Here is a 16,107-nt window from a genome sequence, read left to right on the forward strand (position 1 = left end):
TGAACGTTTTTTAGACAAAACAGCGCTCGATTTGACGATCACATTTAGCTGTGATCTTATACTCCCTTTTTAGGGAGAGCATTATTTAAGTATGAAGTTCAAGATCACTTTGGACTCGATACTAATGACATTAATCATGATTTTAGCGATGGCATTAAAAAGCAATACGAACAGTTGGAAGGATTTCGCTCTTGGTATTTGCTTCAACACTTTAAAGGATACGGTTATAAACCATTCATCACTAAAATAGACTTTGAACTATGAGAATATTAATTAGATATATTTTGCTTGTTATCCCTCTGCTTTTCTTAGGTTTGGCTTGGTTTGGAGTGGTCTTTGGAATAGATTTAATCCCTGATGGTTTCTTACGTGATGATACCGTTAAATATAGCGGAGATGGTAAAAAACCAACAGGTTTTATATCTCAAAGCTGGTTTGATTCCGTATCCATTGTAGCTATGGTTCCCGGTTTTTTTATAGGCTCTATATACACCGCCTACAAAAAACTTTGGTGGTGGTTTGGGGCTTATATGCTTATCGGTGGTTTACCCGTTGGTATTTTTGCTATCGCGGTGTATTTGGGATGATTTAACTAAAATTCTTGAATCCGTATCGACAGACAGAAAGTATGCGCCCCATGAACCCACGAAGAAATATAAGGACAGGCACTATTAAAAAGTAACAAACAAATCAATTGCGTACATTACCCCCACCGCTGCAACTTTCTCACTTTGCCTGTTTTCTTGTGATGCTTGTTGACTCACTCTTATCCTATAGAATAAGGAGGAAAAGTCATGACTACACCGCGAAAACAGCAAGTCTGTTTAGAGGCCACTCGTTACTATCACTGTGTCTCTCGTTGTGTTCGTCGTTCATTTTTATGTGGATATGACACGCAACATAAACGTGATTACGAGCATCGAAAGTCATGGGTTGAGAAGCGGATACATCTCCTTTCTAAAATTTACACCATAGATGTGTGCGCCTATGCCGTCATGAGTAATCACTACCATATTGTCGTGCATATTGATAAAGAACGGGCATCCACTTTAACCGCTCATCAAGTAATCGAGCGTTGGGAAAGGCTGCATGGTACAATGAAAGGCAATTACGATGCATTCTAAAACAACTGGGAATCGATGAAGCTAAACTATTGGTTGGCGTTTTTAGTTCTACTGCTTTGGCAGGTGGTATCCTTGGGATTTTGGCTGTAGCTTCTATTCCTGCTACGTTTTTGGCTGGAACACTCATAATAGTAGGATCTAGCTTTGCAGTTTGGACTATTGATAAAACTACTGATTTTCAAAGTAAAGTTGTAGAGGGTGCTATTGAAAATTTTAATTAGTGTATTTTTAATAGCTATCATAGCCGTGCTAGGGTATGTGGCATATTTATGTGCAAGCCCTTTATTTGTCTCGATTGAACAAATAGAGAGCGTTCCTTTTTCCTATGTGCCATTCCCATTTATGGCATTGTTTGGTTTTTTTTGTTCTCGTTATATCGATAGTTTTTATTTTACTTCCATTACAATTTATTCGAGGAAAAAGAAAAGGGTCTATTCGATGGTTCTATATTCCAATGCTTATTGGTGCATTGATAGGAACTGGCGTTAACTATGCTAATTTTTATTTAGTGATTAAACCCAATAATATGATTGAGTGTCCTGAAAAGGTAGGTTACAAAAAAAACTTAATGAGTAACTATGTTTCTGATCTTTCCTTGTGCGAGAAGTTCTAAAATTTGTCGATTATCATAATTGGTTTAATCCGCACCTAAACCAATCTTTTTCTGGTGCGATGTTTCTCATCGCACTAGCTCGTCACAACTAGTTTTGTAATATCAAAAGTTATCCATGAATTGCTAAATTAGCAAAACCACTGACACGTTTTTGTCCGTGCGACGTGAAGTCGCATGAAGCGCTGTTCACCGCGATAAGAGTGAACCGTTTGTATCACCAGACGACCCTAAGGCTCAAGAAATATAAGGACAGGCACTATTAAAAAGTAACAAACAAATCAATTGCGTACATTACCCCCACCGCTGCAACTTTCTCACTTTGCCTGTTTTCTTGTGATGCTTGTTGACTCACTCTTATCCTATAGAATAAGGAGGAGGTCAAAGGCAATACGAACAGTTGGAAGGATTTCGCTCTTGGTATTTGCTTCAGCACTTCAAGGGTTATGGTTATCAGCCTTTTATAACAAAAATGGATTTTGAATTATGAGTAAGGTTTTTCGATATTCTTTGTTGTTAATCCCCTTATTTTTTTTTTGTTTTGCTTTGGTTTGGAGTTGTTTTTAATGTTGATATGCTCCCTAATGGTGTTCTCTATGATGACACAGTTGAATACACTGGTGATGGTCTAAAGCCTAGTGGTTTGATACCTAACAGTTTATTTAATTTTTTGGGGATTATTGCAATGGTTCCTGGTTTTTTTATAGGCTCTATATACACCGTCTACAAAAAACTTTGGTGGTGGTTTGGGGCTTACATGCTTATCGGTGGTTTACCCGTTGGTATTTTTTCTATCGCGGTGTATTTGGGGTGATTTAACTTAAATTCTTTAATCCGTATCGACAGACAGAAGGTATGCGCCCCATGAACCCACGGGACGATGTTGCTAATGTTTGAAGTTCCAAGGTAGGAGTGCATCGATATCTTGCTCTGCTTTCGCCAGTTCTTTCATGCACTGACCATATAGTCATAGAGGATAAGGCCGTTGGCTTTCGCGGTCTCGACGATACTGTAAAGCATCGCGCTCGCGTCAGCGCCATTTGCAGTGGTCGAGAATAACCCATTTTTTCTGCCAATAACTAGCGGTTTTATTGCCCGTTCAGCGCGATTATTGTCTATCGATAAATGACCGTCATCGATATTATTCTTTATGGTGCCTGTCCTTGTTGTCTTTATCTACTGATCTCGGCACGGCTTGAAATGGCTCTGAGTACTTGGCGCGTTTTAGCATCTAAATACCCATCCAGACGCTCAAATTTATAGTATTGATATTCGCTCACGATGACCTTGCTATGTATTTTTTGTGAATTGAAAGGTTTGTTTTGATTTCATTGAAAAAGCGCTGCATTTTCCTGTTTGCGCTGATCCAATGTCTTAGCAATCACAGACACTGTTGTTTTACTGATCCCTTGCTGCTGTGCCAGATACGTAAATTGGCTGATGGCTTCTGCGACTTCTTCAATGACTTGCCTTGCATCATTCCAATTCGAAAAGCCAGCACTGGTAGCAAGTTTTTGCATCACCTTAAGCGGTGGCGCTTTGCCATAACCTCCGAACGCAGTGGCGTGTTCGTTGAATGGATGTGGGCTGTAGGTAACATCGTAAAATGGTGCAGGATCCCATTGGCCGTCATCCGCTTGCAAAAACGCCCAGTTTTTACTGTGGTCGTCTTGATTGGACGACAGCAGGTTAAAAACAGCACGGCGAAATTGCAGCTGTCCTGCCGCTGGAGATTTACACAACTGACGGCTGGCTTTAATTAAGTCAATATAATCTAAACTTGGCGTTCGAAAGTCTGCATCCAGCAGCCCGCAGGCGCTGTGCATATGCAGGCGACCTAAATTGGTCTGTTGAGTGACATAATCAAAACGCTTAAGCGATAACCAGGCTGGCGCACCGCTTGTAGATGGTGCTTCAATGAGTTGCCAAATTGGCGGTTGGCAATTGGCTTGCTCAGCCATTTTCAAATAAACCGCCTCGCACAAACCTTCTTCATGCCCGAGCGCAAAATTTTTCGAGGTAAACTTAATCAACCACGCTTCATCACCAGGCTTTGCAAAGGTTCGGCAATGCTTAGTTTCTCCAGCAGGCATATAAATCTGTGCCTTTGGCCTTGCCCCACCCGAACTACCACCCGCGACTAATGCGGCCAACACCTGTTGCGTATGCCCATCTAACTCATCGTGGTTGTCGTCCATATAATCTGACATTGAAGCATCGAACAGCGTTTGCGCTTCTAAGCCTAACGTCGCTAAATCAATATCCGCGTGCGTGGTGGCTGAAAACTCAGACACCGGAGAAAAAGACAATGCTCCCATACCTTTATCACCGACAAAGGCCAGTCTATCCATCGCCGTTAATTGATTAGGCAGGATACCCTTTTGCCGGAAAATACGATCTTGCAACAGCATGCCCCAACCATCGGGCAAACAATCTCCAAATACACCATGTACACCTTGGTGCGGCGCTTTAGGTGCGGCTTGAACTTGTGTGCTCGACTGCAAGGTAAACGGTGATAAATTGCCAAACTGCTGCAAATAGCTGTCTGCATACTGAAAAAAAACGCCTTGCCGATTCTGCGCCAAGACCCCTACATCAACCTGCTCACCTGAGCTTAGCGTACGAGTTACGGCGAGTTTTTGAATGGGTTTAAAACTCATCTTTTAGCACCTCATCAATACTCGTGGGTATAGCAGCGCGTTCTTTGCTAGGTTGCGTGAGCTGATAAAGCCTATCTAGAGAATCAAGGGTCTGCCATAGCAACAGCAATTGGCGAAATGAAATTTGCCCAGTCAGCTCAAATTTCTTAATGGTGGACGCAGGTACACAGCTTCGCTCAGCAAGCGCCGCTCGTGACAGCTTTGCCTGCTTGCGTAACTCACGTAAATAAGCCGCATAAGCTTGGCTGACGTCGGTATCATCAAGTAAGGTAAAATTCATCCGCAAAGACAAAATAGATACAATTATATCCATTATAACGAAAAAAAACAGAAATTGGACATTATAGTGTCCATTTATGGATGAGATTTTGAAAAATATAAAATATAAGGACAGGCACTATTAAAAAGTATGAGCTGGTTTATGAAAGAGCTTAATTTTGAAATCGCGCTAAAGGCCAACCAAGAAGACCAATGCAAAGGGCACTTCTGGGAAAGCCGTTACAAATGCCAGGCCTTACTCGACGAAAAGGCTCTGTTAGCCGCGATGGCCTATACAGATTTAAATCCTGTTAGGGCAAACATCCCACCGAACCCCGAGCAGTCTCATCATACTTCCATAAAACTGAGACTGGATGCCATTGCGACCCACCCATTAACACCGGAGCCCCTAGCGCCTTTTATTGGCAACCCTTCCAACGACATGATTCAAGGCATTCCTTTTCGATTGGTTGATTACATCGAATTGGTCGACTGGAGTGCGAGGCAATTCCGGCAAGGAAAAGCGAGTATAAGTGGCAAGCTCCCGCCAATTTTGCAGCGGCTATCCCTTTCTCAGTCAGAATGGTTAAAGGTCGTTACTCAGCTAGAATCTAAGCGCGTGTTTTACATAGCATCTCGCCACACTCTTAACCACTTCAAACCGACTTTGAAGAGACAACGGGTACACGCCTTTCAAATTGAGTAAACCTCAATAACCTCAAACTTTACAAGGCATAACTCGCGATTGGATTGTCACGCTTCATTGACATATCACTTCACATTTTCATAAGTAATAAGCAACAAAAACATCACTAGCCTAATGGGTGATGGTTACGTTGGTAGAAAGTAAGAGCAGGGCAACGAATTGCTGGGCAATCTTCTTTATAGTGCCTGTCCTTGTTATTTCTTCTGTTATTTCTTATTTTCTGTTATTTTCCCTTTTTGACCACCATTGCTCAAACCAGCACTAGCTGAGACGATTCGACCTGGTTCAGTTTTTATGTCAACAATCGAGTAGCCTTGTTTTTTACCTGGCAGAAACTGAATTTGAGCATTGTAACGAGACAATCGATTTATCTGTTCTAAACCTTGCTCAATATCCCTTAAATTAAGCACTCTTCCGGTGGTTCTTGGAAGCGCCATATCCAAACTGGGCGAAGGAGCACCATTTAATAGTATCTGTTCAATTTTTCCTTCCAGAATGACTATCTTAAGCACACCAGAACTAAGATCTTGAGGAATGAGGAAAGCGCGTGAGGTAACGTAACCACTCTTAACATAGTGGTTTGTAATCATCCTTAAGTACTCATTGATTTCATTTAAGCCAATACATGATGGGGAAAAATTCAACCAATGCACCAACTCTTCATCAGAGTAAGTCTCGTTACCCTCGAAGCTCAAACTATGCACTTCAAAGCATTCAGCCGATTCTACGCTGTCATTTTTTGGCAAAGTAGGGACATTGTGTAACTGACTAACAGAATCGTTTGCTTTTTCTAACTGCTCTAATCTGATTGCTTGCTCTCTTTCTTGCTCAGCAAGAGTAGAAGGAGACACTACATTCATGGGGGTTGCAGCCATGCTCAACTTAATTGACATAACGACAAACACACCGAGTGCGGTCGCTTTAACTCCACACTGTAAAGACAACATATTTCACCTACCAATCAAAACGTGATTTTTTTTGCAAAATGAATGATAAATTTCTTACTTGTGAGTCAAAGACCATAACATTTGATTAAAATTTGACAAGAATGAAATTGACTAAAAACACATCAAATAAACATGTTGCATATTAGTGTGAAAGATATGATTAGAATCAGGCTAATAAAAAAAGCCCCGCTCTGAGAGCGGGGCTTTTTAGTTTCAGAATCTTATTACAACAGTATCAAGTACGTCAGGAAGATAGCCGATAGGGCGTAAATCACCGGATGAACCTGTTTACCTTTGCCTGCCACAATCATGGTAAATGCATAGCTGATAAAGCCCATCGCCATACCGTTGGCTGGTGAAAAACTGAGAACGGTGAACATGATGGTAAAGAATGCCGCAATGCGGGATTCTTTTTGTTCCCAGCTAATTTGCCCTAAACGCCCGATCATATAAATGCCAACAACGACCATCGCTGGGGCCACCATGGCGGCTGAAAAAATCGAAAACAATGGATATAGGAATAGAGAGACTAGGAACAGGCCCGCAACCATCACGGCGGCCAATCCGGTTTTGGCACCCTGAGAAGAGGCAATGCCAGACTCTGAGAAAGCAGTGATAGAGGTGGTTCCCAGAACTGAACCAATCACCGTGCCACCCGCATCTGCAACCAATGCAGAACGTGCATTGGGCACTTTGCCATCCTTATCGATGATCCCTGCATCACGGCCAACGCCAACAATCGTGCTCAGGCCATCAAAGAAATCGACGATCAGGAAAATAATCACAATAAGCAGCAGATCAAACATTTTGTCTGCGGTTAATCCTGAAAAATCAAACACCGCACCAAAGCTGCCCGCTAAGCTTGGCGGAGCAGAGACCAATTGCTCTGGAATCGGCGCGTTGTTGGTCCCCATCACCATGTCAGCAAAGACAGTTAACACAATAGCAGTAACAAAAGAAATAAAGGTCGCGAGCTTGATATCGCGCACCATGCAACCCAAAGCGACAAAGATACTGATGTAAGCAATGATGACCTGTGGGTCTGTCACCTTGCCCATGCTGACCAAAATGATCGGGTTAGAAACAATAATGCCGGCATTTTTAAGACCAAGAAAGGCAATGAACAATCCAAGCGAAACGGTAATCGCCAGCTTAAGATCTTCTGGTATCGACTCAATCATCGCTTTGCGGATATTGGTCATCGACAGAATCAGGTACAACACACCGGATAGAAAGATACCAAACAGTGCTTCATGCCACACCAAGGCAACCGAGCTACTCAGCAACATCCCCTTGAAGAAACCATTCATGCTCATGCCTGGCGCCAGCATCACTGGGTAATTGCCCCAAATGCCCATAATTAGCGTTGCCACTGCCGCTGCGATCGCCGTCGCCGTAAACACCGCGCCTTGATCCATGCCGGGAATACTGCCCAGAATGGCTGGGTTAACAGCCAGAATATAGCTCATCGCCAAAAACGTAATAAAGCCTGCGTACAGCTCAGTACCTAGGGTGGTGTTACGTTGAGTGATTTTAAATACCGATTCCAGTACACCGGACTGATTCTGGTTTTTCAGGGTTGATTCGAGACTCACAATGAAACCTTTACAAGTGGGGTAAACAGTAAACGGATCCAATGCTGTATGAAGAGAAAAGGGGCAAAGCAACTGTAGTCACCGAGATAGGCTCAGCGGTAGAAACGTCCAATCCATTTCATCAGACATATACAGCATTTAATCGTTTGCGCGGATTTTAAGGATCTTGAGTGAAATCTCAATGGTTTTGTGCAATTTTAGCAAACGTTTGCTTTCGAAAATATAGGTCACTCAAATGCTAGATTCATTCACTACTGAACGTAGAACCGAACCGGAACCGTCCAAGTTAAGGTCGCACCACTGATTTCATCTGGTGGTAATGGCAATGGCATAGCACGGTAGACAAGATCCACCGCTTCTTTATCGAGCGATTCTGTTCCGCTACTGCGTACCAGTTTGACGCCCAGTACCTGCCCCGCTCTATCCATAGTAAAAGTAATCAAGGGCACACCTTGTTTACGCATCCGCTTAGCGCGGCGCGGATACTGCTTATGCTGCTCAAGATGCAGCACCAGTTGCTGCTTCCAACTCATCTTAATTTGTTTGAGGTGCTGGCTAAATGCACCTGATACGCCTTGAACCTGCTTGTGTACCTTTTCAACTTCAAGCTGTGGCGCGCTCTTTTTAATCTGAGCGACCGAAGCCTGTTGGCTGACTGAAGGTGTCTCGGCTTGCGGCGTTTCCAACTGTTTTTGAACCTGCGCGACAGGTTTGCTCTCTGCTGTCGTTTTTGGCTTCGTCTCTATTGGTTTTTCAGGCGTCGCAATCTCTGAAGAGCGCTGTGCTTCTTTAGCTATAATCGGAGATGGCTCCGGCACACTCTCGATCTCTTGTTGGATCTTCTGTTGTGGCTCAAGCGGCTCTGGGCGAGCCATTGATGCCTTAGAATCCATCGACTCATTTTGCTCAGGACCCGAGTTTAACGCGGGCTTCTCAACATGTGGCGCCGCGACGGGGGCAACCAAAGCAACACTGACGGGAATCGCTGCTGGCGGCTGAATAAGTTCAGCTTTAGGTTGGTACAAATAATAAACCGCGACAGCCAGATGAAAACCGACACTAATGATGATTCCAGGTAACAACCATGGGCCAAAGCTATCATGCGCCGTGGATCTGCCTAACTGACTGCCTCTCATTTCTCTGGTTGTTCCAATCCGACCAGAGCGATCTGCGCATAACCTTCCGCGACCAACGCATTCATCACTTTCATCAAGCTTTGGTAATCCAGTGCTTTATCAGCACGTAAATAGATCCGCTGCTCTTTATCAGGCAGTACTTGGGCTAGCGCTTGAGGCAGTTGTTCGAGAGTCACCGTACTCTCCTCGCCTAATGTCAGCGCCAGATCGGTGCTAACAGTCAAGTAAAACGGAGCCTTAGGTTGAGGTGTCGGTGCAGCCGAAGACGTGGGTAAATCGACCGGTATATTGACCGTCGCCAGTGGTGCCGCGACCATTACAATGATCAGCAACACCAGCATGACATCAACAAACGGCGTGATGTTGATCTCATGATTGACCACCAACTCGTCCTGCTGCGAAGCAACTTTAAATCCCATCTCTATGCTCCGCTCAGGCTGCCAACTTTTTTCCATCGATAGAAACGGGCTCTCTATCGAGATCTCGGCTCACCAGTACCATCAGCGCTGCAGAGATATCTGCCATAAGCGCGCGATACTGGCTGACACCGCGAGTAAAGTGGTTATAAAGCACTACCGCAGGAATCGCGGCCACCAAACCAATCGCCGTTGCCAACAACGCTTCTGCAATCCCCGGCGCTACGACAGCTAATGTGGTGTTTTGAGATTTGGCGATGCCGATAAAGGCATTCATGATCCCCCAAACGGTGCCAAATAGCCCGACAAAAGGGCCAACGGAACCCACTGTTGCCAGCACTCCGGTACCTCCAACCATCGCACTGCTTAAACCAGCCTGAACACGTTCAAGCCTGAGCTGTAAGCGCTCTTTGATACCGTCCTCATTATCTGCTCGGGCAGACAACGCCAGTTCTTTTTCTGTAGCTTCAATCAACGCCAGCCCAGCGCCTTCTGCACTGCCGCAGCGCAGCTTGCCTTCGACCAAGGTTTCAGAATCAAGCAATTCATTAACAATATGACGCGCACGGCGACACGCTAGGTTCAACTGGATTTGCTTTGCGATACCGATCGCCCAAGTCACGCCTGAGGCCACCAGCAGTAAAATCATCACCGCTTTGACCACCCAGTCAGCCGATTGATACATGCCATAGGGGGACATGTCGTGTTGAGCAGTAGCGGCGACCAAATCCGGTGGCGACATGTTGTCGCTCACCGGTGCAGGAAGCGCAGAGATTTCAGCCTTCTCTACGATGGTCGCACTTTCCTGCATAACGGGTTGTGACCCGGTTTCTGACGTTGTTTCAGCCCAGCTGAATGGGGCCGCTAAAAAAAAGCAAATAATCAGTAGTGATCTGGATAAGCATTCCATTGTTTTACTCACATTCGGTTTATCTGTGCGCACTATGCCTAGCCAAACACGTGCACCTCTATCAGTAACACCGAACCACAATGAAAAATCCGTAAAAGTTTTTTAATTATTTTTTGAAAAAACAATAAGCCATTGATTATTTTCAGAATCTTTTTTCTAGTTTTAGACTGTATTGATGCTGCTTGTAACTGTATGCCCAATCTACATTACTCTTGGTCTGATTGGCTTTGACTTCGATGAGCGGTTGAAATCCGGCAAACAGCTCTGGCAGCGTCACCTCTAAGGTATAATTTTGCTCAGTATCGTCGCGCCGCTCACCGAGCACCGCATTGAAGTCACCATAAATACGTTGCCTCAGCGAAGCGAATAAGGCCACATCAGTGTTCAGCGATATGAAGGTTTTATTCACACCCAATCGACCTCCCCACAAATCGTATTCATGTACAGCCTGTCGGTTTTGTTTCAATGTCCAATCTAAGCCACCAAACAATAGCCACTCATCGGGTAACTGATGCCAATAGGTGCCAAAGACCGACCATTGCCAGTCGGACTGGTAAGCAAAGGTTTGATTACGATAATCGAGATATTCACCTTTTACTTCAAATTTGATGGCAGAAGTCTGACCAAGATTAGCAAACCAATCCGCCTTGAAACCGCCCGAAGCAAACAGAGCCTGATTCGCTAAGGCGCGATACTCGAACTGCGGCGCAATACTGATCTGATGTTTGGCGGTCTGATAACTGTAGCCAAAGGTCACATTTAAGGTCTGCTCGTTATGTTCTTTGTGGTTTTGGTAATTGGTGCCATAGGCAAAGCTGCGTAGCTGCAAGCCATGATGACCACTCAGCGAGAAGCGTCGATTTAAACTGGCGTCGTAGTCAACACCATAGGCAGATTTAACCTTGGGAGCACTGCGCTCTAAAAAGCACTGACCATTGGTGAAATACACTAGGCATTCATAATGTTTCGAGGACAAATTCAGGTTGTCATTGTAGGTCGGCCCAAAGGAAAACGCGCCTTGCCAATCATCACGATACTCCAGTGCACTAACGAAGCTTTCTACCGTATTCCGGACTCCCGCCGCTCTTGGGTTATCAGCAGGCAAGCGGTTGAGGATCTCATTAAACAACGACAAAGAAGCACTGTTTTCTCTGTCTTCAAACCAGACGCGAGCTAACTCCAGTTCTGCGGGCAAAAAGTTTTCCTGCATCTCAAGTAATGTCGTGTAGTGCGTTTCTGCCCGATCATAATCACGCGCATTGCGTGCCAGTGCCCCCGATGCGTAGTGCACCAGCATAGGATCGAAATCCGCCAACGCCATATACCTTTGCAGCAGATTATCTGCCAGTGCCCATTGACGTTGCCTGACCGCGAGATGCAATGCCGGTCCAAGCTCATTAGCGGTATTCTCTACACTCGACTCAGTGCTTGACGCAGACTGTTCGGCTAGGCGTTCTTTTTCCAGTTCTTCTTCGAGAAGAGCATTTTCGTTCTGACGGGAAGATAACGCGTCACGTTGCTGGATACGTAAGTCGGTATCCTGATCCGCATAAGAGCAAGAGGAGTAAATCGCGCTCACCATAAACAGTGAGCCAAGAATAAAGTTACGGTCGACTTTCATTGATGTTTTTCAATCGGAGAAAAAATGGGAGCAAGTCACTTGCTCCCCAAAAGAGAAAGACAAAAACAAAAATTAGTTTTTGCTACCGCCAAAGGCAGTATTGAGCGTGCTGTCGCCAGCAAACTTAGCAAAGCCTGCTAGAAAAGCGGCATCCGCGCCAAAGAAGTGGCCCTGAGAGTGACCGATAGACATGCCATTCGCCACCGCTGTTCCAGAGAATTCTGCTGTAGAGGCATTAATAGCGTTGTTGTACAGATTGATCGCCAAATTGCTGTTTGAAAGAGCACCGTTAAGTGTTTGAGCACCAAAGTCCGCCGTGAACTGGCCGCTCAACGTCGCGCCATTATTGATGCCAGCGACTGTATAGGTCGCTGAACCAGAGGTAGGTACCGTCGTGCCTGTGTCATTGCCCACGTAGTACACTGCACGATCCACAGCTTGACCATTTTCAGTACCTGAAGACCATTCACCAAACCAGATATCTTGACCCGCAACCTGAGAGAAAACGTATTTAGAGTTGTTGTGGTCACTGCCAGAGGTATACACATCACCATTTTGGCTAGCAAAAACAGTTAAACCATCAAAGTCGACCTTCTTGCCACCTGTGCTACCAATACCTGCTTTACCTTTAGAGTGGATAAACGGAACCCAGACTTCAGATTCACCCACCTGACGCTGTGAACCATCACTGATGGCACCATCAAAACCAGCATGTGCCAGTGAGCTTAGGCCAAGCATGGCCGCTGAAATCCATGAAAGTTGTACGATTTTCATTATTCAATCCTTATAGGCTATATGTTGTCATCTGCTGCTCAGACGTTGCTATCCGCTGTCTTCAACAGCTTCATTCCATACACCGGATGAAACAGAGGAACCCGTAAATAAGCATGAAAAAACCGCAGTCTTAGCTGCGGCTTTTTGATTGAAGTTAGAATCGGCTGGTCAGTTTGACGCTGATGGTTCGCCCCGGTGCAGGAATCCCAGTCACGGCTCCAGGTTCGAGATAGTACATATCGGTTAGGTTACTGCCCCGTACTTCAAACTGAAGGTGTTCGTTGTAGGCGTAACCAATATATGCATCCACAGTGGTTACATGATCGCGTTGAACATAGTCTTCTGAATGACTGTCTGCCGCATAATAGGTGCGAGTTCCAGCAATCCACTTCTTGTTAAAGAATCGTGCCCCAAAGTGAACACTACCACTGATTTCAGGGGGGATTTTATTGGCAAGATAACTCGTATCGCTAAAGCCACCACGTCGACATTGTTTATACTCCGCGGAGCCCGTGCTAGCAATGTCCGCCATAAAACGCTGCGTGGCGGCACTTTCATCACACACTTCGTATTCTAGATTGTAGGCAACGGATAAATCACCAAAATAATCGCCATCGTCATAATCCAGCTGCAACTCTAAGCCACTGGTACTCAATTTCTCTAAGTTAGTAAAGCTGGTTGTATTTAGTGACGTATTTCTGTCCATCACATCTTCAATCACCTGATCAAAGTAGGTCAGTTTGATATTGGCGTGCTCGAAATAGTAGACATAGCCCAGCTCCCAGAGTTTGGAACGCTCGGAGTTAAGTGGCGATGACACCGATGGCACCGCCGAAAAGCCCACCGTACTTTCAAACATGCTAGGAAAACGCAATGATTCGGCGTAGCGAATATAACTGCGGCTGTCTTCGGTCATTAACCAAGTTAGAGAAGCCGATGGCATCCAACCGCTGTCACTTGATTCGGTATTGGTATAGGTACTGGCAGAGGAAGCACTGATGGATTGTGCGGAGCAACTGCCCGCCACATAGTTAGGGTCGTTGGCAGCGGTAATACAGCCATTGTCTGATGCACTGTAGTTATTCTGCCCATCATGGCGCCACTCTGACTCAATATCTTCCACATAAGATGTGTGTTTGGCAGCGTCAGCGACTCCCTGAGCTACTAGCGCATCCTGCTCAATAACTTTGGCAGCTAACTGTGTCTGCACAACGGGAATAAGGAAAGGGGGGACATTGTTTATTGCCTGCCTTAAATCCGCAATCTCTTCGTTTAAAGGGGTATTCTCATTTCTGATGCTACTTTCAATACCAGATAAATATTCCGCACGATTCTCCTCAGTAATCGGCACATTCATCTGGTAAGAAAGCTTATAGCCTTCACTGCCATATTGAGATAACGCTTGAGTATCGCCCGCTGCCAAGCGATTTTTGACATAGTTATCGACGGTTTTGTAGTAGCCATAACGAACACCCGCGTTAAAGATCAACGACTCCGTAGCCCGCCACTCAATATTGGCGCTGCCATTGTATTCCGTTCGCTCCCCGCTCGCGCTTGTTCAAACTCCTCAATCACAGCGTTCAAGTCGCCTTTAGGTGCCAGCTCATGGAATTGGTAGTTACCAGAGAGAGTGAAATCAACATCGTTACCAAGCCGCATTTTGTTGCTGACACTCAAGCCATAGCGATCTTCTTCAGAGTTTATGCGTGCTGTGTTTTTAATAATTGTCGAGCCATCTGTCAGGCTGTTGGGGGAACCGGATCCCGAATTTGAACTAACATCGGACAAAGTCATCCACAGGTTGGATTTAAAATCGATATAGGGATTATCAGGCTTAGAACGCAGTTTGAGATTGTAGGCTTGCAGTCTGGTCTCATTTAACGGCCATTGAGCCACGCCAGACATATACCTCGTCTCAGCGCGATCGGCGAGAATTTCACCATGAACACTCTGGGTATAACGAGCCCCAAACTCGACCTTAGTGTCGTAGTTTAGCTTAAAGGCAAACTTACCTAAAAAGGACTCCATTTTGGAGGAAGTATTCGGTACCTCTTCACCGGGGTGGTAGACCAAAGCCAAATGCTCTGGTTGAATAAACAACCTGCGGTTTTCGATTTCCTGAGATTCATCGCCATCCCAAGGCTGTTGATAGAATCCCGCGTCATTCTTGCCCGAAAAATAGTTACCGCGATTACGATAAGCGTAAGCCGCGAGCCATTCCACTTTTGGCCCAATGCCCGAGACAGCCAGTCGATAGGCAGTATCTTCACCGTTTAACGGATTATCATCCTGACGCTTATCCGGATTTATCACCAGAGCAGGATCCGTATAAATCAAATCTTGAGCCGGGTTTTCTAGATTGGCATATTCTGGAATGGTGCTAACGTCTTGTCCTGTATATAGCCTCGGCTCTTCTGGTGCCGTTGAATTACTGCTGCTTTCGACAATAAATTCCATACCAAACGTCTCGCCGGGTTGGACGATATCTCGTGGAGATAACGTCGTGATTTCCACCGCTCCACCCACTGAGGTATTCACGTCTGGGTTGATTTGAGCACCTTTATGAACTGTCATGCCACCAATCAAGTTCGGGTCGAGAAAACTCCGGTTAGACGCCCCGCGATAACCGTTGTTCACCGTAATCGCCTGCTCAGTACCGTCAATAATCACAGGGACGCGTCCCGGCCCCTGAATGCCGCGAATGTTCGGGTCAATACCACCGCCATTACGCGCATCGCCACTGTGCACGTTGGCCATCCCTTTGAAGATGTCCGAAGCGTCCGCCCCTTTGAAGCGCTCAAGTTCTTCCTTGCCACGGTATTCAGTCGCAGTGTCTCTATCGTAGACATTGGCTTCCCCCGCTTCATCGCGGCTTATGCCACCATCAAGACTGGTCCCGACCTGAATCGCATCCAGCGACCATTCATCACCACCGTCCACTAGATACGAGCCATCAACCTGCTTTTGCGCACTGAGTCCGGCATCCGCCAGTAAAATACGAAACGCGTCGTCTGGTTGATAATCTCCCTGTAAACCCAAGCTGTATTGACCCTGACTCAGGCTAGCGTCAATCGAATACTCAATACCTGCCTGAAGCGCAAACTGATTCAGTACGCTATCTAAGTCGCCTGCGGATATATCGAAATTCTGTGCCTGAGCAGATAGCGCCACAATCGGCAATGCTAGACAAGCCAAGCCGAGTTGAGTACGAATTGTCATTGACAAAAGGTTCGAGGTGAAAGGAGACGGCACGTTTATGTCCTTATTCGCTGGGTTAACTAGTGATTACACCGAGCGAATGAGTCAAAGCCTCAATCGATAAGAGAAAAATTATGCAAGTTGTCAGTCAC

General features: G+C 45.5%; 13 protein-coding genes, 4 pseudogenes and 1 riboswitch. Of the genes and pseudogenes, 6 read left to right on the forward strand and 11 right to left on the reverse strand.

The genetic code is table 11. The annotated features are described in order from the left end of the window. The first annotated feature begins 84 nt into the window (after positions 1–84). From KW548_01375 to KW548_01395, 5 genes and pseudogenes are all read left to right on the forward strand, one after another. Positions 85–264 (forward strand): annotated as a pseudogene (locus KW548_01375) (DUF3289 family protein). After that, positions 261–587, forward strand: a complete 327-nt coding sequence (locus KW548_01380; protein QXX06820.1) for a hypothetical protein — start codon at positions 261–263, stop codon at positions 585–587. The pseudogene KW548_01375 and the gene KW548_01380 overlap by 4 nt, the downstream one beginning before the upstream one ends. A gap of 207 nt (positions 588–794) precedes the next feature. Further along, positions 795–1,124, forward strand: coding sequence for a hypothetical protein (locus KW548_01385; GenBank protein QXX06821.1), 330 nt, complete (start codon positions 795–797; stop codon positions 1,122–1,124). A 29-nt stretch (positions 1,125–1,153) separates the two neighbouring features. After that, the gene (locus tag KW548_01390) at positions 1,154–1,345 is read left to right on the forward strand and encodes a hypothetical protein (GenBank protein QXX06822.1); all 192 of its coding nucleotides are present in this window, start codon (positions 1,154–1,156) and stop codon (positions 1,343–1,345) included. A 789-nt stretch (positions 1,346–2,134) separates the two neighbouring features. Continuing rightward, complete coding sequence (locus KW548_01395; GenBank protein ID QXX06823.1) at positions 2,135–2,224, forward strand: DUF3289 family protein; 90 nt, start codon at positions 2,135–2,137, stop codon at positions 2,222–2,224. 396 nt (positions 2,225–2,620) lie between these two features. Here the strand turns inward: KW548_01395 and KW548_01400 are convergent. The 3 genes and pseudogenes from KW548_01400 to KW548_01410 form a co-directional block, all read right to left on the reverse strand. Further along, positions 2,621–2,874: pseudogene (locus KW548_01400) on the reverse strand (transposase). A 188-nt stretch (positions 2,875–3,062) separates the two neighbouring features. Continuing rightward, positions 3,063–4,394 (reverse strand): type II toxin-antitoxin system HipA family toxin, encoded by a 1,332-nt coding sequence (locus KW548_01405; protein QXX06824.1) that lies wholly within the window; start codon positions 4,392–4,394, stop codon positions 3,063–3,065. Further along, positions 4,384–4,674: a helix-turn-helix domain-containing protein gene (locus tag KW548_01410; protein QXX06825.1), complete on the reverse strand. Its 291-nt coding sequence runs from the start codon at positions 4,672–4,674 to the stop codon at positions 4,384–4,386. The genes KW548_01405 and KW548_01410 overlap by 11 nt, the downstream gene beginning before the upstream one ends. Positions 4,675–4,815: 141 nt before the next feature. Here KW548_01410 and KW548_01415 point away from each other — a divergent pair, with 141 nt between their 5' ends. After that, a complete protein-coding gene (locus KW548_01415; GenBank protein QXX06826.1) occupies positions 4,816–5,358 on the forward strand; it encodes a hypothetical protein in 543 nt (180 codons plus the stop codon). 233 nt (positions 5,359–5,591) lie between these two features. Here the strand turns inward: KW548_01415 and KW548_01420 are convergent. The 8 genes and pseudogenes from KW548_01420 to KW548_01455 form a co-directional block, all read right to left on the reverse strand. Next, a pseudogene (locus KW548_01420) lies at positions 5,592–6,305 on the reverse strand (ShlB/FhaC/HecB family hemolysin secretion/activation protein). A 224-nt stretch (positions 6,306–6,529) separates the two neighbouring features. Then, positions 6,530–7,900 (reverse strand): NCS2 family permease, encoded by a 1,371-nt coding sequence (locus KW548_01425; protein ID QXX06827.1) that lies wholly within the window; start codon positions 7,898–7,900, stop codon positions 6,530–6,532. 55 nt (positions 7,901–7,955) lie between these two features. Beyond that, positions 7,956–8,055, reverse strand: a riboswitch (purine riboswitch). Between the two features lie 96 nt (positions 8,056–8,151). Then, positions 8,152–9,036 (reverse strand): energy transducer TonB, encoded by an 885-nt coding sequence (locus KW548_01430; protein ID QXX06828.1) that lies wholly within the window; start codon positions 9,034–9,036, stop codon positions 8,152–8,154. Continuing rightward, a complete protein-coding gene (gene exbD / locus KW548_01435) occupies positions 9,033–9,455 on the reverse strand; it encodes a TonB system transport protein ExbD (protein QXX06829.1) in 423 nt (140 codons plus the stop codon). Before exbD ends, KW548_01430 begins: the two co-directional genes overlap by 4 nt. Positions 9,456–9,468: 13 nt before the next feature. Continuing rightward, positions 9,469–10,263: a tonB-system energizer ExbB gene (gene exbB, locus KW548_01440; GenBank protein ID QXX07957.1), complete on the reverse strand. Its 795-nt coding sequence runs from the start codon at positions 10,261–10,263 to the stop codon at positions 9,469–9,471. A 241-nt stretch (positions 10,264–10,504) separates the two neighbouring features. Further along, positions 10,505–11,983: a DUF560 domain-containing protein gene (locus tag KW548_01445; GenBank protein QXX06830.1), complete on the reverse strand. Its 1,479-nt coding sequence runs from the start codon at positions 11,981–11,983 to the stop codon at positions 10,505–10,507. Positions 11,984–12,055: 72 nt separating this feature from the next. Further along, positions 12,056–12,757 carry a transferrin-binding protein-like solute binding protein gene (locus KW548_01450; GenBank protein QXX06831.1) on the reverse strand — a complete coding sequence of 234 codons (702 nt, stop codon included), beginning with the start codon at positions 12,755–12,757 and terminating at the stop codon, positions 12,056–12,058. Between the two features lie 154 nt (positions 12,758–12,911). Next, positions 12,912–16,009 (reverse strand): annotated as a pseudogene (locus tag KW548_01455) (TonB-dependent receptor). Positions 16,010–16,107 lie beyond the last annotated feature (98 nt).

Origin of the sequence: Vibrio neptunius (assembly GCA_019339365.1) — a bacterium.
Classification (GTDB): Bacteria; Pseudomonadota; Gammaproteobacteria; order Enterobacterales; family Vibrionaceae; genus Vibrio; species Vibrio neptunius.

Excerpts from the sequence above, each read along its gene's own strand:
- KW548_01380 (QXX06820.1), top strand. The coding sequence starts at position 261 with ATGAGAATATTAATTAGATATATTTTGCTTGTTATCCCTCTGCTTTTC.
- KW548_01385 (QXX06821.1), top strand. The coding sequence starts at position 795 with ATGACTACACCGCGAAAACAGCAAGTCTGTTTAGAGGCCACTCGTTAC.
- KW548_01405 (QXX06824.1), bottom strand. The coding sequence starts at position 4,394 with ATGAGTTTTAAACCCATTCAAAAACTCGCCGTAACTCGTACGCTAAGC.
- KW548_01410 (QXX06825.1), bottom strand. The coding sequence starts at position 4,674 with ATGAATTTTACCTTACTTGATGATACCGACGTCAGCCAAGCTTATGCG.
- KW548_01415 (QXX06826.1), top strand. The coding sequence starts at position 4,816 with ATGAAAGAGCTTAATTTTGAAATCGCGCTAAAGGCCAACCAAGAAGAC.
- KW548_01430 (QXX06828.1), bottom strand. The coding sequence starts at position 9,036 with ATGAGAGGCAGTCAGTTAGGCAGATCCACGGCGCATGATAGCTTTGGC.
- exbD (QXX06829.1), bottom strand. The coding sequence starts at position 9,455 with ATGGGATTTAAAGTTGCTTCGCAGCAGGACGAGTTGGTGGTCAATCAT.
- exbB (QXX07957.1), bottom strand. The coding sequence starts at position 10,263 with ATGCAGGAAAGTGCGACCATCGTAGAGAAGGCTGAAATCTCTGCGCTT.
- KW548_01445 (QXX06830.1), bottom strand. The coding sequence starts at position 11,983 with ATGAAAGTCGACCGTAACTTTATTCTTGGCTCACTGTTTATGGTGAGC.
- KW548_01450 (QXX06831.1), bottom strand. The coding sequence starts at position 12,757 with ATGAAAATCGTACAACTTTCATGGATTTCAGCGGCCATGCTTGGCCTA.